Annotated in this window: 11 protein-coding genes; 2 read left to right on the top strand and 9 right to left on the bottom strand. The window is 38.3% G+C overall.

Annotated elements, in window-relative coordinates; all coding sequences use genetic code 11:
* Positions 1 to 387 precede the first annotated feature (387 nt).
* Positions 388 to 3288, top strand: coding sequence for a SusC/RagA family TonB-linked outer membrane protein (locus JO178_RS18440; RefSeq protein WP_291938917.1), 2901 nt, complete (start codon positions 388 to 390; stop codon positions 3286 to 3288).
* 15 nt (positions 3289 to 3303) lie between these two features.
* The gene (locus tag JO178_RS18435) at positions 3304 to 5199 is read left to right on the top strand and encodes a SusD/RagB family nutrient-binding outer membrane lipoprotein (RefSeq protein WP_291938915.1); all 1896 of its coding nucleotides are present in this window, start codon (positions 3304 to 3306) and stop codon (positions 5197 to 5199) included.
* 57 nt (positions 5200 to 5256) lie between these two features.
* Here JO178_RS18435 and JO178_RS18430 read toward each other — a convergent pair whose 3' ends face one another.
* The 9 genes from JO178_RS18430 to JO178_RS18390 form a co-directional block, all read right to left on the bottom strand.
* Positions 5257 to 5712: a hypothetical protein gene (locus JO178_RS18430; RefSeq protein ID WP_291938913.1), complete on the bottom strand. Its 456-nt coding sequence runs from the start codon at positions 5710 to 5712 to the stop codon at positions 5257 to 5259.
* A gap of 80 nt (positions 5713 to 5792) precedes the next feature.
* On the bottom strand, positions 5793 to 6332 hold the full coding sequence (locus JO178_RS18425) for a hypothetical protein (RefSeq protein ID WP_291938911.1): 540 nt from the start codon (positions 6330 to 6332) through the stop codon (positions 5793 to 5795).
* Positions 6329 to 9079, bottom strand: coding sequence for a hypothetical protein (locus JO178_RS18420; protein ID WP_291938909.1), 2751 nt, complete (start codon positions 9077 to 9079; stop codon positions 6329 to 6331). Before JO178_RS18420 ends, JO178_RS18425 begins: the two co-directional genes overlap by 4 nt.
* Positions 9072 to 9872: a DUF3324 domain-containing protein gene (locus tag JO178_RS18415; protein WP_291938907.1), complete on the bottom strand. Its 801-nt coding sequence runs from the start codon at positions 9870 to 9872 to the stop codon at positions 9072 to 9074. Before JO178_RS18415 ends, JO178_RS18420 begins: the two co-directional genes overlap by 8 nt.
* 97 nt (positions 9873 to 9969) lie before the next feature.
* On the bottom strand, positions 9970 to 10548 hold the full coding sequence (locus tag JO178_RS18410) for a hypothetical protein (protein WP_291938905.1): 579 nt from the start codon (positions 10546 to 10548) through the stop codon (positions 9970 to 9972).
* Between the two features lie 188 nt (positions 10549 to 10736).
* Positions 10737 to 13082, bottom strand: a complete 2346-nt coding sequence (locus tag JO178_RS18405) for a phosphocholine-specific phospholipase C (RefSeq protein ID WP_291938903.1) — start codon at positions 13080 to 13082, stop codon at positions 10737 to 10739.
* A gap of 82 nt (positions 13083 to 13164) precedes the next feature.
* Positions 13165 to 14697, bottom strand: a complete 1533-nt coding sequence (locus JO178_RS18400; RefSeq protein ID WP_291938901.1) for a SusD/RagB family nutrient-binding outer membrane lipoprotein — start codon at positions 14695 to 14697, stop codon at positions 13165 to 13167.
* A gap of 18 nt (positions 14698 to 14715) precedes the next feature.
* Positions 14716 to 17856 (bottom strand): SusC/RagA family TonB-linked outer membrane protein, encoded by a 3141-nt coding sequence (locus JO178_RS18395; protein ID WP_291938899.1) that lies wholly within the window; start codon positions 17854 to 17856, stop codon positions 14716 to 14718.
* A gap of 260 nt (positions 17857 to 18116) precedes the next feature.
* Positions 18117 to 19628, bottom strand: coding sequence for a hypothetical protein (locus JO178_RS18390; RefSeq protein WP_291938897.1), 1512 nt, complete (start codon positions 19626 to 19628; stop codon positions 18117 to 18119).
* Positions 19629 to 19815 lie beyond the last annotated feature (187 nt).

Below are 19815 nucleotides of genomic sequence, written 5' to 3'. Positions count from 1 at the left end.
CGCGGGAGAGTAGGCCGCCGCCAGTTTTTATTTTATTTTTAAAAATCCTTTATCTTTATGATAAAGGATTTTTTTTTGCTTTATACTTGCCGTATGCCGTACGATGCCATCTATGATTTGAAAGGCCTAAAGCCCGTCCCTATTGATGGTAGTATCATTTTCATCTTTATTCTTAACCCAAACTTCGGAACTCATAAATCGTATCCGGATACGTATTTTGACATTCACAGATTTCTATTTTTTGTGATATAAATTTAAATTTATTTGAGTTTTCTTCGTTAACTATCAAGCTATCAATATAATTGTTAATATTTATTTTTAATTTTTACAAGTATATTATTAAATACTGTTAAAATATTATATTTGTGTTAAATCAGAATGTATAATATGAACAGAACAATAATTAAGATTGGATTACTCCCATCTTTATTTTTCTGTCTTAACGGGATGTATGCACAAACTAAGGATTCTCTTAAGACATCGAAAATTGATGAAGTTGTTGTAACAGCTTACGGGGTAAAAAAAGAAAAGAAATCGCTGGGATACTCTTTCCAGGATGTAAAGGGGCAGACACTTGTTGACGCCAAAGAGACAAATGTAACAAATGCTTTGGCAGGTAAAGTGGCCGGGCTCCAGGTTATTAAAGCCGGTTTTGGGCCTGGATCTTCATCAAAGATCAACCTGAGAGGGTTTAATTCTTTTAAAGGCGATAATCAGCCCTTAATTGTTGTGGATGGAGTTCCACTAAGTAATAGCCTTGGGTCTAAACCTAAGCAGAATGACGGTGTCTTTAATAATGATTTCTGGAATCCGGATCTGGATATGGGGAACGGACTAAGTGATCTTAATTCAGAGGATATTGAGTCTGTTTCAGTTCTTAAAGGAGGGGCAGCTTCTGCACTTTACGGATCAAGGGGAGGAAATGGTGTTATCTTGATTACAACGAAGAGCGGAAAGAAAAAAGGAGGAGTAGGAATTTCTTATTCTACGAGTTTAGGCTTTGAGACTATTTTTATGAAACCTGATATGCAGAAAAGTTTCTCTCAGGGAAGTAACGGATTGGTCAATCCGGCGAACAGTGATAATACGACTTCCTGGGGGCCTGCATTTACCGAATCCATGCAAAGGTATGATAACCTTAAAAATTTTTTTAAGACAGGACTTAACTCTCAGCATAACCTGAGCTTTCAGGGAAATCTGGGTGAAGGTACAAGTCTGTATACTTCTGCGGGATATCTCCATGATAACAGCCAGATTCCAAATTCCAAATATGAGCGGTTCAATTTTATGGGAAAAATGAATTCTACTTTTGGGGCAAACAAAAGATGGACGACAGAAATAAAAGCTCAATATATCAGTACAAAAGCTAATAACAGACCTTCCGGAGGTCAGGGAGACGGAAATTACTATCCTGCAATTCTGTTAATGCCACAAAATATAAATATTACAGATTATCGTGAGGGTCAAACTGAAAACAATGTAATATCCCGCTGGATAACTCCTAATGGCATTAACCCTTACTGGTCTGCTTACAATAGTCTTAATGCCGATAAAAAAGACCGTATTATATTAAACGCTTATCTGAAATACCAGTTCAACAACTGGTTAAGTTCAGATGTGAGATTAGGAACAGATTTCTATGCTTTGAATGCAGATGCGAGAGTGTGGACAGGGTCTTCGCGCAGAAATTCATACTCAACCAGTAATGAGAAATTTTATGAAAATAACTATATAGCCAGCATTACAGCCAAAAAGGATAATTTATTCGGGAAATGGGGCGGATCTGTTTCGGTATATGGACAAATGATGGAAACAAGGACCAAGGCCCTTTATTTTACTACTCAGAATCTTATCATTCCCAATGCATTTAACGTAAAGAATACAAGCGATAATGCTTCAGCAGCTAACTTTGAGGTGGATCTCTGGAAGAAGATCAATTCAGTATTTGCAGCAGCAGAAATAAATTATGACGGATATTGGTTTATTAATGCCACTACGAGAAAAGACTGGTCGTCTACATTAAGTATTGAAAACAGATCCTATATTTATAATTCCATCAGTTCTTCTTTGGTATTAACTGATATGCTGAATAAACTCAATGGCTTTAATTCAAAAGTCCTTACGTTTGCCAAATTACGTGCTGCTTATGCAGTAACCGGTAATGGTTTAGAGCCTTATGAACTATATAATAATTATGCATTATCTACTGATCCTAACGGACATATTACACTGAGCAGACAAAAGATTCTATATAATGCCAATCTGCAGGCTGAGAAATTAAAAACATTTGAAGTAGGGGCAGATCTTAAATTTTTTAACAGAGTTTCGCTGGATGTAAGCTATTTCAATAACAATGCAACCAATCAGCTGATTAATTTACCAATGAATCCGCTTTCAGGGTATGAAAACATGAAAATTAGCTCCGGAGGGCTTCATAACAGCGGATTCGAATTTGTATTGAATACAGATATTCTGAAAAAGGAAAATTTTACATGGAATGTGAATGCCAACTTCTCGTTACTAAAAAGTAATATTGATGAAATTAACGATAATGTTTCCAAGTATCCTATCGGAGGTTTTGATAATGTAACATTTTATACGGAAGTAGGAAGACCTTACGGGGCAATTTACGGAACAAAGTTTCTGAGAGTTGAAGACCCGAACAGCCCTTATTTCGGAAAACTTATTGTAGGACAAAACGGCTTGCCTCAGGCTACTCTCGATCAGCAGTATTTAGGCGATCAGACTCCGAGATCCCTATTCGGATTTACAAGTAGTTTTGTGTATAAAAATATTGGACTTTCTTTCCTGATTGACGGTAGAATCGGAGGGAAATTTTTCTCAGCCACCCAACTGGCATTACAAAGAGCAGGACTTGCTGCAGACACAGCTCCGGGAGGAAGACGAGATAATTTTGTTCTTGATGCGGTAGTACAGCAAAACGGAGGATATGCATCCAATACCAAAGAAATCACTCAACAGGATTACTGGGCAGCGGTAACAACCGGAAACCTTGGAATTACTGAGCAGAATGTTTATGATGCCACGAATATCAGATTGAGAAATATCCAGCTATCTTACAGCTTCCCTAAAAGTCTTTTTCAAAAAATGGCTTTACAGAGCGCTAAAGTGTCATTCACAGCAAATAATGTATGGATGATTTACAGCAAGGCAAAAGGTATCGATCCGGAATCTGTATTTGCTATTAATTCGAACGCTGTAGGGTTTGAGAATATGGCATTTCCAACCACGAGATCTTATTTATTCACTATTACATTAGGCTTTTAACACTCAAATAACATCATGAAAAAATATATTTTATCTTGCATTGCCCTGGTTACATTATGTACGGCATGCAAGGATTTTGAAGATATTAATAACAACCCCTATGCTGTTGATATTAATAAATCTGAACCGGAATATTTTCTGAATAATTCTATTCTGGGTGCACAGCAGGATCCGAATATTGCAGAGCGTGTATTTGTTCTTTATTGGAAAACTGCAGGAAGACAGCACTTATCTACGGGGATTGCCGGTGGCTCATATGATGATTCCTGGACTTCTGAATACTGGAAATACATATCAGAATGGCTGAATAATGCTAATGCAGCTATTCAGGTAGCAAATGAAAAAAAATCCCTTGGACAAAACAAGCCTTATTACGATAATCTTATTCAGATGTCCAGAATATGGAGAGCTTATTTAATGAGTGAGTTTTCTGATAATTTCGGACCTCAGCCTATTTATGCATTCCAGGGAAGCAACCCAGCCTTTAACTCTGAAAAGGAGGTTTATTATTTTATTTTAGAAGAATTAAAGGATGCAACAGCCAAGATGAATATCAATCAACCGGCACCAACCAATGCCAATGCCTATGATATGGTCTATGGATTTAACTGGAGCAGCTGGGTTAAATACGCCAATTCCATGAGAATGAGAATTGCCATGAGAATTGCAGAAGTGGATCCGGCAAAAGCAAAAACTGAATTTGAAGCGGCAGCTAACTCAAATATGTATATCAGCAACAGCTCAGAGAATTTTACGGTTGCCGAAAAAGACGGTTGGAGCCCTTTGTCCGGAGTAATGTCCAGAGAATGGAATGCTCAGATCTTATCTGCAACTTTGAATAATATGTATATAGGCCTGGGAGGAATCAATTCTACAGATCAATTACCTTCATCTCAACATACAGCCGTAAAAGCTTCAGATTATATCGGGATAAAATATGATCAGCAGTTTACCACTATGACGAATGACCCAAGTGCCGGATACTGGCTGGATGGACTTCCGAACAAAATAGATCCGAGAGCCTATAAAACGTTCTATATTCCCGGAGATCTGACAAGTCCTGTATATTCACTTTACCCTACGTATACCAATCAGGCAACCACCAATCACGGAGACCTTACATTTGCAGATAATTCTAAAATTACCATCAATACCGTAAACACATGGAATGCATATACAATTGGTAATTGGGGCGTAAAAGGCCAGAGAAACGGATTGAGAAATGTAATCGGATGTATGCCGGCTTTGGGTAAACAATACCGGGAAAGTAAAAACTCAAGAATATTCTTTGCAAGCTGGGAAACGTATTTCCTGATGGCTGAAGCTGCCTTAAAAGGGTGGTCTGTTCCTATGAATGATGAAGCCGCTTATTATAAAGGAATTCAGGATAGCTTTACTTATAACGGCGTATCACAATTCTATGGGCAGTATACGGCTTCCACAGATTATAACCGTGACGGAACTTCTGTTTCTTATAGCCATGTGGCAGAGCCGGGAGCCAGCCATATCATGAAATACAAAGATCCGGCAACCGGAAATCTGGTTTCTGTGGATATTAACTATCCTGTGAACACGATTTATAAGAATGGTTCAGTTAAAAATGATAAATTAACGAAAATTATTACTCAGAAGTATCTGGCCAATACCCCATGGCTTCCGCTGGAAGCATGGAATGATCAGAGAAGACTGGGATTACCATTCTTTGAAAATCCTGCAATAGAAACTCCTTTGGTGAATCTTCCTAATGTAACATCAGGAAATTATATGACCAATTCTATCCAGAACTTTCCTCAGCGTCTGAGATATCCGAGTACATTCAGAAATACTGATCAAACGGGATATGATAAAGCGGTGCAGTTATTAGGCGGTACTGATGCAGTATTAACCCCGCTTTGGTGGGCTAAACATTAATAAGAAAATTTTATAAGAGCAATAATCCCTTTTCAGTCTTTGAAAGGGGATCTTGTTTTATACACCTGACACAGTAAATACAACCCTGCTCTGGTAAGCGGTTGCAGGAATAGTAACAGATACTCCTGTCAGTTCAAGCTGTATATTGATTCCGGTATAGGCAGCAAGGGCTAAAACAGCCTGGATTCTGAAAAGCTCTATGTCAGTCTGGGTAAGGGTAAGATAGGTTAACCCTCCGGTAATTGAACATAAAGCGCAGACAGTAGTTCCGTTATTGGTTCTTTTTGCTGCTAGGCCCAGTGCATTATTCCAGGTGGGATTGGGCTCGTAATGTACAGATACTTTCGCATTTCCTAATAAAAGAGGAACGCTTACTGCGAGGATAATCTGATTGGTAGCGCTTTCATAAGTTCCTGCATAATTAGTGCCTGCTTCTGTAATACTAGGAATACTCACGGTCCAGTTGGTTCCGGAAGTCGTCAGGGTTTGTCCCTGAGAATAATTACTGAACATTATCAAAAGGAAAATGTATAACAACTTTATAAAAGATCTTTTGGAAAAAAATATGGATTTGATTTTCATTTCTTTGCAGTTTATTCAGTAATGGTATAGGTGATGATAACAGGAGTATTGGTTATTGTAGATAAATTTGCATAGTTACTGATGGCAAGACTGATTGTCAACCGGTGTCCGTTAGTATTGCCGTTTCCTGTAAAAGCGCCTCCGATGCCGGTAATAATATTCACGGCAGTAGTAGAAAGTGTAACCTGAGCGGTAGGGGTTCCCAAAGTTCCTCCACCGGCTCCTGAAGCCGCTGCAGCCTGTAATAAAATATTCACTCCGGGAATCGTCTGGTTGACGGATGCCGTGATTCTTCTGGTAAGTCCCGCCGGAGCAATGGCTGAGCTATAATTGATCCATTTTGTTGTATTGGCAGCCGGAGCAGTTAATGGTAATCCGGCTTCAGTGGGAGCTGTAAAATTCATGGAAATCGTTCCGGCAGGTTCTATGTCCATTAAAGTGACCACAGGTAATGTTACCGCTACAGATCTGTTACCGGTAGTCTGTGAAAAGAATAGCGGCGAAATTACGCAGAAAATCATCGTAGATCGTATGGTGGCCATTACTTTCATTTTTTCTTTTTTATTTCGTTATATCCTACTTGCAGGGCTTCCTGCTGATATTTTATTTCACTTTGCTGCTTTACAATGTGAATGTTTATGGAATGGGTTTCTCCCGGTTTTAATGTAAACTGAAAACTGTCAATGGCTACTTTATAGTGTTTATCCAGTCCATTTCTATAGAGTTTCACTTTCCAGTCTCCGGGGCGTAAATAAGTAAAATCAAAAGGCTCACCGATAACGGCTATTTTTCTGTATGTCTGATCCGTTCCTGATGCTTCAATAATTACGCTTTGCTTCCCCTTTTTTTCTATTTTAGGTTGAAAATGAACAAAACCATACTGGTTTTTTTCTTCATTTTCAGAAAGTTCTATTGTCCCGCGGATTGAAGCAGCAGTAGTTAACCCAAAATTATACGTATTTTCTTTATTGACAAGCTGTAAGGGTACAGGAAGTGCAATGTTTGTGATATCATTAATATCCGTTGTGGAGCGATCCATTTCAAGAAAATAACTGCCCGGACTAATGTTTTTAAAGATATAATTCCCGTCTTTGTCTGTCACTGATAAATAATTACCCAGCATTAAGCGTACTCCATCTGTTTTTTTTACCCCCAGATTACGAATATTTCCGCGTAAAGAAGTATATTCTGCAATTTTCTGTACAGGAACGTTGGGACGCCAGGTGTAACGCAATGAAAATATAAAATCTTTATCCCCAAGTTCTCCCCTTTGAAGAGAATATCTTCCGGAAAGATCGAGGTCATTTCCTGGAAATAACCGTTGATGAAACAAAATTTCAAATAAATTACGATCTTTAAAATACTCTTCAGGCATATAATTATTCTGGTAAAAAATATTCAGGCTTGTTTTATCTGAAATTCTACTGAAGATCCTTGCACCGTAATAGATCTGCTGTTGATTCTGCAATTGATATCTGGAGGTAACTGCATAGCTCCCAAAGATATTAAAAGAAGTTCTGAACTTTTCAAATGACAGATTCGCGGAATAAAAGTTTGAATGTCCGTTGAATCCTGTAAGGTAATTATCTGTTTTTCCGAACTGACCTTCAATATTAACCTGAAACATTCCAAACTGTTGGTCAATACTTACTTTGAAGTAACGCTCATAGTAGTCGAACTGTTTCGGTTCAAGACGATCCTGATATTTCTGATATCCGTTATTGAATATAATGGAACCATTGGGTAAATACCTGTATTGTATCCCGTATTGCAGATAGTTTCTATATGGAGCTGCCAGTAATAAAGTGTCTCTCTGGAAATTTTTGGCATCATGCATATAATAGGCAAAGACATTTAGTTTTTTAGAAATTCTGTACTGGATATTCCCGTTAAAGGTACTGGTATTGGTAAAATATCCTGCAAACTGAGGACTGGCTCTCATATACATTACATTTCCGTTGAATCTTTCAAAGCTGGCCTGTGCCTGTGCCATATAAGCCGTCCCTTCTAATTTTTCCGTTTTGCTGTAGGCCAGTTCTCCGGAAACACTGATATTTTTTGAAAGCTGGAATTTTCCTGCAGCATAAGGAAGCTGAGTATCAGAATCCAGTTTTAAATTGCCATAGTTGTGATCTCCAGGTCTTGGTACTTTATAAAGGTATCCGGCAGTGATTTCGGATTCTTTACGAATTTTAAAGATGGAAGAAATATTGAACTCATCTTTAATATCCCTGAAAAATCTCGGATGATTATAGAAACCGCCCAGACTGAACTTTCCAAAATCATACCTGATTTCTGCGCCACGCCCGTATCGGGCAAATTCTGTTAAATAAGAGGCAGAATATGTTTTATCACCAAGATGAACAAACAGCCTGTCCCGTCTGTAGTTGATAAAATATTCTTCATATTGGGTAAATGAATTGAACTCAATAGGGTTTTTAGTGACGGCATGGAATTCAATATTGTTTTTATTTTCTTTATCTAATGTTCCTTTTCCATACAATTCTCCCTGAAAACCATCATTATATTTCCCCATATTCTGCATGCCGATAAATGACAAAGATGCGGCAATAGGAAGCCGGTGATAAATATCATTATCTGTAGGCTTTACAGAGATGACCTGAACACTGGCATAAGCCATCTGATTCTCTTTGGGATTTTCTCTGGAATATACCGAAAGATTAAGGTTCTGAAATTCATTCTGGGCCAGCTGTGGGTTAGTCGCTTTGAGAATGCTGATTACTTTGGCTTCATTAGGAGCTAATATAAGAGATGCATCATGATCTACCACAGCATTTTTACTTTCCAGAACAAGATGCTCCGTTACGTTTCCATTATTTTTTAAAAGGAAAGAAGCCTGAATTGTTTCTCCTGCTCTGGCAAATTCCGGAGAGTCCAGCGTAGTAATACTGAGTTTTCGGCTCCCTACAATACCAATTCGTGATGTTTGGGTAAAGCTGATGCCTTCAGCATCTGTTCCTTTTAATGTTACGAAATAAGAGCCCTGAAGAGCTTCCGCGGAAATACGCAACGGAACTAAATACAATGTTTTTTCATGGGCAGCAATCTGCAGCTGTCCTTTTGCTAGAATAGGGATAATATGCGGGCTTGAAGCCGAAGCTGAAATGTCGTAGGTTTTATTTTTATCAGAATTATTTTCTAATGCGAAAGAGATAGAAGTAGACATTCCCGGCATTAAACTATCTTTTTTGCTAGCCGGTCTGTTAGGCTGCTGTTGAGAAAAAATTAATGTCGGGAATAATAGGAGGGTAATATATAAAGTCCAAGTTTTAATCATTCTTTACTTCTAGTTCCACATTGAGTGCAAAAGCATTTTCATCTTCATCCGTGGCGATGATGACAGCCTTGTATTTGTCCGGCGGTACTTTGCTGAGATCAATATGGAATGTTTTGGAATTGTTCGGCAGCAGACCCATCGCCAGACTTGAATAATTACCAATCTTTTCACCGGTTTTACGGCTATAGATTTCGATAGATGCTGTCGGTTTGCAATAAAGGTTTCCGTTATTGGCAATCGCAATTTTGGCAACTTGTCTTCCTTCTTCTTTTTCTATTTTTACACTTTCAAATTTAAGGTCCGGCTTGGCTTTTTCGGTTTCATAATCTGTAATGACCTGAATAGCATACCGGATGACAGAAGTAATATTTACACCCGCTTTAGTGTCGGAAGGTTTGATATCATCTACAGGTTCAACGATGATAATACTCCAGTAGCTGCCGGGATCTATCGCTTTGTTAGGAACTGTAATTTCATAGAATACTTCGGTTTTCTCCTTACCTTTCAGTGTAATCAGATTCGTATTGAGCTTAATCCAGTCTCCATTAGACCGGCTATTGGTATGTAATGCCGTATAATTGATGGAGCCATTCGAATGGTAGCTGAAATCCTGTAAGAATAATTTTACATTTTGTGGTGCAGAGCCCGTGTTTTCAATCGCAATTTTTCCTTTATAGACTTTTCCGTTTTCTACTTTGTAGGAATGCGTAAGACCATTGAGTACCACAATACCGGCATGTAAAAAACTGAATTGCAAAATGATGGTGATCAAAAGAAGAATACGCTTTATCATGATTATGTAAAGTTGGGCATTAATTTATTGATAATACGAAATCGGGAAGAAGCTGAAAACAACTTCTCCTTATCATGAATTCTGGTTTAGAATTTATCTAGTTGTCTGAAAGAGTGTAAGTAACAGTTGCTACAGTAGTTGCCGTAGCCTGTAAATCAGCATAAGCCGCTACACCTCCAGGGCCGCTTCCGGCAGCAAGTGCATAGGTAAGATTGTGTCCGTTATTGGCACCGTTTCCTGTATAAGCACTTCCAATACCTGAAATAATCGTTTGATCAGCTGCACTTAAAGTAATCTGGGCTGCAGGAGTACCCAGTGTTCCCGCTCCTGAACCTGATGCTGCAGCAGCAGTTACATGAAGGTCTACACCAGGAATAAGAGCATTTAGTTTTACAGTTACATTACGGGTCGGATCTGCTACAGATTTAATAGAAGAATAATTCATCCAAAGTGTATTATTGGCAGCACTGGCCGTAAGTGGATTACCTGCTTCTGTAGGCGCTGTAAAGCCTAAAGTAATGTTTTTTGTAGCAGAAGGCTCAATGTCAACCAGGGCAACTTCAGGAATTGAAATCGTTACTGTATGATTATCCGTATTGGTATCTTGTGCACTAAGATTCGTGGATACGGCAGCCACGAAGATAGACATTGCAACGGTTAAGTTTAATTTTTTCATGATATAAATAATTAGTTAAGTGAAGTTAATAAAATTCAACATATTATGAAATAAATATGACTTAAATTTTATATTATTAAATACCATATTTAGATATTTAAATATGATTGAAAAATAACAAAAAAAACATAACAAAAAAATCCTGCACAGGATTGTACAGGATTTTTTGATTATTTATTGGAGAGTTATTAGGCCCAATGGGGGTCAGAAATCGAAATTTTTCCGGTTTCCATTCTTCCTGCAAAATGCCATATATTATTTTCCGATACTACTTTTAGATCATACCAGCCTTTGTTTTTACTAAGATCTATTAGTATTTTTTCTTCCGGCTTTTGTGTAGTAATTATTTTCTTATTCTTTGCATATAAATCTTCCAAATCAATGGTGATATTTTTCTTTTTATCATTTTTAATACTAAGTTCCACCTGATTTTTTACCGGATTATTAACTAAGGAAACTCCCATTTCAGGGGCCGAGCTCCCTTTAAACTTTCTGAAAAATCCATTAGGTCCGAAAATTTCAAAATCATACTCCCCGGAATGTACGGTATGTGACAATTCCTGTTTTGCGTACAAAGCATAAGAAAAATGATAATTATTGCTGTTGAATTGAGTTCTGTCATACAACAGTAGCGGAACACCATTATCTTTTAAATTCGTCATTCTGATTCCTCCTTCTTCCAGATTGACATGGAAATGATAAGGGAGGGGAAGGGATGGTTTAATTCCTCTTTCCTGAATTTCAAGAAGATGAGGATTCAGTTCATTTTCAGCGTACCATTTCAGATTGGGAACAGGTTTATTTCTGGCAGCATTAATGGTTTTTGCAAAATCTTTCTGATTCAGATAATCCATCTGTGGTGCCTTCACATTCGAAGTATTGAAAGCTGAAGTAAGATCTCCGCATACCGCTCTTCTCCAGTCACTGATATTGTCGGTATGTACATTCTTACTGAACTTTTTCATAATAAATTTCTCCAGAAACTGCAGAACGGAAGTATGGTCTGAAACTTCGGAATTAACAAAACCTCCCTTTGTCCATGGAGAAGCAATAATCATGGGAACTCTGTATCCTAAGCCAACTGTTCCTTCGATTCTTTCATGATCCTGTAATGAAGGCTGCTTCATATATTCCTGGGATTTATCCACATATTCCACACCTTCTTTTCCGTTCATATCCACAGGCTGACTGGGGTTTACGGGAGGAGCAAAAGGAAGTACATGATCGAAATATCCGTCGTTTTCATCATAATTGATGATAAAGATGGTTTTTTTCCAGATCTCCGGATCCTGAGTCAGAATATTTAAAACTTCTGAAATATACCATGCCCCATACCACGGTGATCCCGGATGATCTGAGAAATGTTCCGGAGCTACAAGCCAGGAAACCAGTGGAAGTTTTTTTTCTTCCACATCTTTTCTGAACTGGAACAAAACATCACTTTTAGGAACAACCAGACGTTCTCCGGTTTCATCTTTCCCGATTTCAAGATTCCAGTAATCAGGATCGTTGGAGTTGGTGGTAAATGCTTTTTCGTGAAGATTTTTCTCCTTTTGTGAAAGTTTTGAATAATTATCAGGATGATATTTTACCTGATCCTCCTGTAATTCTGTGATGATGGCTTCCAGTCTGGATTTCTGGTTGGGATTTTTTTCAATTTCCTTTTTCAGATGGCTGATCAGAGTAGGAATATGCTGATAATATCCTTTTGAAAATTTCACATTAAAATTAGAAAACCATTCAATGGGATTATCCGTAAAATTGCTCAGCCATGCTTCCTGTTCACCGGACATTCCTTTCGGAAGGCTGATTTCATTCTGGTAAATTTTCCAGGAGACGTTTTGTTCTTCTAAAATTTCCGGAAAGCTTTTCCATTTTGCCTGTCTGGCTTTATCATAATCAATATTGTCATTGTAGACATTGGCTTTTACTTTACCGTTTTGCTGCTCTCTGAGAGTTCCTGACCAATGGAACAGGCGGTTGGGAGTTGTCCCTGTGAGTGAAGAACAGAAATACTGATCGAAAATGGTAAATGCATCTGCAAGCTGATAATAAAACGGAAGGTCTTCACGGTTATAATAGCCTAAGGTAAGGGGGATATTTTTATAATCTTTATTTCCTGAAGCTTTTGCCTGAAGCCACTGATCGTATTTTCTTTTATTTAAAGCTTTTTGCTGATCAGACCATGAATGAGGAAGGGAGCTCATCCATGTGGATTTTGTATTTTTCAGATCCAGTCTGGCGGGGGAAGCATATTTTCCGTTATCGCTTTTCTGGAAGAAAACAGACTGACCGTCCTGTTTTATAAATGCTCTTTGATCTAAAAAACCTCTTACTCCTTTAAGAGCACCAAAAGCATGATCGAAAGAGCGGTTTTCCTGCATCAGGATAACGATATGTTCTGCATCATAAAAAGTAGATAGTGCAGCCGGTTCAATAGCTAAGGCTTTTAAAATAGAAGGATGGAGAACACTTGAAGTTCCCAGTCCTGCCAATAAAAGACTTGATTTTTCTAAAAATTCTCTTCTGTTCATATTCAGTCGTAATAATAAAGAAACCGCAGGTTCATCTGATTTTCCTGCGATTTCTTTGATGGATATAAAAATACTTAAATTCTTACTGAAGCCACCATGGCTTTGAATTAATATTGTCGTTTCCTCCGTATTGAGCCGTAAGAGCGGATTTTAAGTTGGTACTGTTATAATTGTACTCAGATTGCGGATATCTGAATCTGAAAGGGGCGGGAACTCCGGCTTTCAAAGGATAATTGGGATATCCGGTTCTCAGATAATCATAATAAGAAGTCCATTGTGCCTGATGAAACATAGTCATATATTTCTGAGTAATGATTCTTTCCAGCTGATCCTGTAGCGGTGCTGCATCATTGTATACTACCAATGGTGTGGTCAGGTACTGATTGACATCAAATCCGGCAAAATACTGACCCGGATTTTTCACATAGGTCTGGTAAAAGCTAAAGCTTGCTTTGATGGCATTGTCGTAATGTGTTTTTGCAGACCCGGAGATCCATCCTCTTGCCGCAGCTTCTGCCAGAATAAACTCCAATTCCGAATAGCTGAGAACAGAAGAAGGTTCATTCGTAGGATCCTTATAAAAACGGTCGTTGACTTTAGAGATATTCTTTGCGGTGATTAAAGCGGCGTTATCAGAATACGGAGAAGTAGGATTTCCGCCGTTGTAGGCTGTGAAGTCTGTTAGGGCTTTTCCGGCTTCTTTAGCTCCGGTTGTTTGTGCTGCAAAGGTAAATAAGCGAGGATCCTTTCTGTCTTTAAACATATTGATAAAATAATCTGCCATGTATAAACTTGATCCGTATCCACTGTTGTTGAACATGGAATATCTGCTGTCTGCGGCATCTGCAAATTTAAGTTCTCCGTTATCGGCAATAGAAGTCATTAAGGGCTGGCTTGCTGCAATAGTGGCAAATTCCGTTGCGATATTGTATCCCCCTAAACTGGTCTTTTTAGACATGGTGATCAGGATTTTCAGACGGAAAGAGTTGATCAGTTTTTTCCATTTGTTAGTATCTCCATTGTAGATGATATCTCCTTCAATTTTATCATTGGAATTAATCAGGCTGCTTGCGTCTTTCAGTTCAGATAAAATTCCGGCCATTACAGCTTCCTGAGTATCGTATTTAGGCTGGGTAATTCCGGATTCTCCTTTTACGGCCTCAGTGTAAGGAATACTTCCTACTTTTAAACTTAGATTAAAGAAATAATAGGCTCTGTAGAATTTACCGATAGCCATATAGTTTTTATTATTCCTTTTTTCAGCCTCCTGCATCATCTTTCCTGTATTCATAAGTCCTTTGGTGAACACTTCAAAAGAAGCATCGTTCCATTTCATATACTGATATGCATTTTCACCATCTGTACCGATCATCATGCGGGAAGCATACATATTGTCACCTCTATTATCATTATCGATCTGAAAAGCATCTTTTGAAACATAGGTCAGAAGAAACTTAGGATCAATACTTGCCTGGTCATTGGGGTTTTCATTGATCTTATCGAGGTTGGATTCGCATGAGCTCAGGGTCATTATTCCGACCATCAGAAGAGAGGTTACCGTTAGCCGTTTTGTTGTTTTACCATATAGCGGTTTAGTGATGATATTATTTTTCATTGTCATGTCAACTTTAAATTAAAACTTAAGATTAAATCCGATTCCGAACCATCTGCTTGAAGGATCCTGAATATCATTATCCGTTTTTCTCTGGAAATCAGGATCAGAATAAAGATTTTTAGATTTTTTCCACATGGCCAGATTATAGGCAGAAATATTGGCTGTGAAACCTTTGATCATACCTCTCGGATTCAGGAGTGATGAAAAGTCGTATTCCAGGACTACAGATCTTAGCTTGATGAAGGTTCTGTCAAAAACATTGGCAAATTCTTCACTTTCAGCCTGTGTTACCCTTGCCTGATACGGATAGTTCTGCGCCCAGTCCTGGAAGCTGATGGCTTTGGTATGGGGGGTGTAAAGGCCTGTTGTCGGGTTATAGTTCACTCCATCCGGTACAAAATAATAGGTTCCCGGATTGGCATATTCAAGATCTCTGTAGGCTACGGAGTTCGGATGCTTACCTCCCCACCACATTTTTTCAACGACCTGCGATCTCATAACGCCACCGATGCTTCCATCAATTCCGATATTCAGGGAAATCTTTTTGTATTTGAAATTGTTATTGAAACCAAACGTCCAGTCCGGATTGAAATGGCCTAAATTACTAGGGGTATTGGCTCTTGTGGGCATTCCTGATTTGGCATCCAGAATTACTTTACCGTCCGGAGACTTTTGCCAGGTATAGTCATAATAGCTGTCCATTCTTTCTCCCAGCTGAATATTTTTGTAGTTAGGCATGTTGTTATAGATGGAAGTCAGCTTTTGTTCATAGGTACTCCAGTTGATTAGAGATTTCCAGGTAAAATCGGCAGTTTTTACAGGAACCAGCCCTAATGATATCTCCACACCTTTGGTCGTGTACTCATTTCCGTTGACGTACTGGGATGTAAATCCTGAAGATTGAGCACTTGGGAATTCAAGGATGTTGTTGTAATCCAGGGTTCTGAAATAGGTAACATCCAGGGTTAGTCTGTTTTTAAATAATCCTGCACTTAATCCTAATTCGTATGATCTGGTTTGTTCAGGTTTCAGTGAGTTTTCAACATTAAGAATAGTTGGGTAGTAATAGGTAGGGTTTCCGTTAAACGTTATTCCCTTGTTATTCAGATAATAGTTTCTGATGGAATAGGGCTTAAAGTCGTAAGCTACCTGTGCCCATGATGCAGAAAGCTTTAAAAGACTGATCGCTTCCGGCATTTTCACAAGATTGGAAATCACGGCACTTATGGAAGCAGACGGATAGAAATAAGACCTGTTGGCTTTAGGAAGAGTGGAGGACCAGTCGTTACGTCCTGAAATGTTAATAAAGAATGCGTTGTACAACCCGATATCAATGGTGGAGTAAGCACTGTAAATTAATTTTTCCTGCAGGTAATTATAATACTTTATAGCGCCTATCGAGTTGTCAAGACGGTAGACTTCAGGAACTTTAAGCCCGTCGGTAGAGGCATTGTTGATATTGTTTTTATAGTAGAATGCAGAACCTCCGGCATTGATCGTAAAATCGAAATTTTCAGAGATTTTTTTCTTGTAGGTAGCCAGTACGTCATAGTTGAGGTTCCAGGTTTTGGAATCATTCAGGATATATCCGCCGCTTCTCGGAGCGCTGTAGTTGAAATAAGAATAAGGGCTGAATATTTCCTGTTTATTGTGGTTTTCAACTATCGAGATCTTTCCTTTTACTGAGAAATCTTTTGTGGCTTTGTATTCTAAACCGGTCTGGGCATTGATGATATCCGTCCGGTTCTGGTTTTTATAATACTCGGCTCCGAACCACGGATTGTTGTACCATGCATAATTCCAGTTGGCTTGCTGCCTTCCTTCTTGTCCCGGAACCCACATGTGATTTTTAAGATCTTTTCCATTCACATCACCCCCCATCCAGATCAGGATGGTATACATGTGCCCGCTTGGGTTGTAGTCGTAATTCGGAATATTGGGAGTAAAGGTCTGATTGAAATTAAACTTGGTATCAAAAATAAATTTTTCACCCAGATGATTCTCGGAAGAGAAGTTAACTCCATAACGCTGCATATAAGAATTCGGAACCCTGTCATCGTAATTCATAAAGTTTCCGGATAGCCTGTAAACATCTTTATTGTTTTTATAACTGATGGAAAAATTATTATTGTTGATAACCGCCGGTTTTAAGAACGTACTTAAATTATCATGGTATTTCCAGTCGATAGGTACCCTTTCATATCTTGATTTATCGTTGTATGGTGTTCCGGTTACAGCTCCATACCACGGAACAACCTGTCCGGTTACCTTATCTCTGATCGGGCTGTTCCATTGGGCAATCTGTAAGCCGGGCGTGAACTTCGGCCCCCAGATCATGTCTCCGTCATTTACCCCTCCGTCGGCGCCGTCCCAGAATTCATATTTTCCGTGCGAGCCGTTTCCGTATTCGGTCTGGGTCTTCGGAAGATTGGTAAAACCTCCGGTGATCATTGTATTTTGTGAAAACTCTACGGAAAATCCTTTTTTCTTAGCTGTTTTTGTAGTGATTAAAACAGCGCCGTATCTTCCTCTGGAACCATATAATGCAGAAGCGGTTGCTCCTTTCAGAACGTTGATGTTTTCAATATTATTAGGATCAAGATTCTGGAAAACTTCCTTTTCCACAATCACTCCGTCAATAACAAAAACCAGATTGGAGTTTCCTCTTAAAGTAAACTCCGGAGCCTGCTGCATTCCGGTAGGATTGGAAACATTCAGACCGGCTACCTGTCCGGAAAATAAATTTCCGATGCTGGGTGTAGTAATCGTTTCAAATTGTTTGGTTCCCACTTCCTGAGTAGAGTACCCGATTTTTTCCTTCTTTTTTGCGATTCCTAAAGCGGTAATGACGACTCCTTCAAGCTGTTTTTCATTTACTTTTTTCAAAGTAACGGTATACTGCTTTTTTGAAGAGACTTCTACTGTGTACAAAGAAAAATCAGGAGCATAAAATTCCAGAATGTCTTTGGGATTTGCCGAAATGGTGAAATTCCCATTCTGGTCGGTTGTGGCGGTCTTACCGGTATTTTTGTCGGTAATACTTACTCCGGAAACACTTGTTCCGTTTTCGGATTTTACATTTCCGGAAATGTTAATTTCTTGAGCTGTAAAGTAAAGAGGAAGCAGAGAAATTGCAAAAGTAGCTAAAGTCTTCTTCATTTTTTTTTGCAGGCAAATATACCCTGACACTGTTACCGGAGTTTTAAAATCATGTTAAAATAAAAATATCATTTTAATAGTTTTTAACATGAATAATTAATAGAATGGTAAAATAAAAAACAGGAATTGTATGAAGTCTTTTGCTTTTTTATACTATGTTTATAAAAATATGAAGTGACTGTTTTTGAAAGGATACAAAAGTATATTTTGTTGATCATCAGGTGTTTTTATTCTCTAAAGAGCTTCTTCGGCCCCTCTTCTTAGAACCTGCTCAGGATTCCCCAGTGGATTTTGATATCATTGAATTTAAAAGGATTTCCGAATTCGTTACCATTGGAAATCTGGAAACTCATCAGCCCGATGGGGATGAAGAAATTAAATCCGAGCCCGACACTGTAGAGTTTGGGTTTGACGCCGAGAGATTTATTATTGAGTTGCCCGTATTGTCCGAAGAGGTCAAAAAATGCCTGGCTTCCGATTAAGTACCGGTATTCAAGTCCTCCATAATAAAAATAGTCTGCTGCGAGAGAGTTTTCATTAAAACCCCGCATGGAATTCCAGCCTCCGAACCGGAACAATTCATTGATTGAGAACTCCATTTTGGAATCCATCATCCGGCCTTCTCCTTTGATGTTTAGAAAATGATTCCCTCCGATATGATAATTATGTTCCCCATAGAAGTAAAACTGGTTTTGGGTCGCTTTAATATCATCTTTAGTATAGGTTGTTGTCAAAAAGTCATATCCTGCACTGATCTTCGTTTTATAAAGGAAGAGATCGATATCAGTGGGTTCCGTCATTTCATACCAGATTCCGATTCCCCGTTTGTTGTAGTCTTTTCCCTGGGTATACAGGGTATCAATAATACTCGAAGTTTCCAAAGTAGCGCGAATACCTATTTTATTCCTGTTGTTCACATGATAGTAAAAGGCAGGAAGGAATTTAACATTGGCAAATGTAGAATCCTGTCTGTAAATATTTACTTTGGTATTCATTCCGATGTTGGATTTAAACAGATAAGGAATGTCCACCTGTAAATCAAAAGTCTGGCCTTTGTCAGGGTTTCTTTGCCAATATAAGCTGATCGCCTCAAATCCGTTGAACATATTCCTGAAATTAACATTCATTGTCCCGTTTAAAGTAAACTTATTGGTTTTATCATTTCCAAAACCTATTACCCCATCGAATGTATTGGTCTTTTTCTTTTCAAGGAAAAGGTAAATATGGGTAGAATCTTTGGTGAAAAGAGTCTGAGGCTGACGTTCCAGCGTGACAAAAGGATGGCTCTGAAAACTCTTGTTGATCGAGACCAGATTTTTATCGTCATAAGTCTTTCCTTTAAAATCCTTTTCTAGATTTTTAATAAACCTTTTAGGAACTCTCTCGTAGCCTTTTACCACAAAACCGTCAATCGTTCTTTTATCATTCTTATTAATGTCCAGCTCGATAATGGGAAAACCTTCCTTTTGTCCTTTATATCTGGATTTAATTCGGCTGAAAGAATAGCCGTCATCAATATATTTTTTATTGATACTTTTTTTTGTGGAGTCTAAATTTTTCGTGAAAAAATCTTTCTGAATTTTTAATTTTTCAACAATAGCATCTGAAAGGTCTACATAAGTTTCATTATAATTTTTTCCTTTATCGTAGAAAATCTCAGTACTGTCGCCTTTTACTTTTACCTCTTTCAGCTGTGTGAAAAAATAATTATTCTGAGCCAGAGAATCCAGGAACTTTACAGCAGAAGCTGAATCTTTTACCTTTTTCTTCACTTTTGTTTCCGTATCAATAAGCCAATAGTGTTTCTTTTGCGCCTGGGTGAAAACGCAAAAAAATACAAAAAATATTTTCAGAAACAGCTTCAATGGTACGTTGACTAAATCATTAAGAAGTATGTTGAGGTTTTATAACCTGGACTGAATAAGCAGGACGTTCTTCATTTTCATACTTTTAATGCGC

The sequence above is a fragment of the Chryseobacterium sp. genome (assembly GCF_019236175.1).
GTDB lineage: Bacteria > Bacteroidota > Bacteroidia > Flavobacteriales > Weeksellaceae > Chryseobacterium.
The sequence above is the reverse complement of the archived record's forward strand: the minus strand, read 5'-3'. Positions and strand labels throughout refer to the sequence as shown.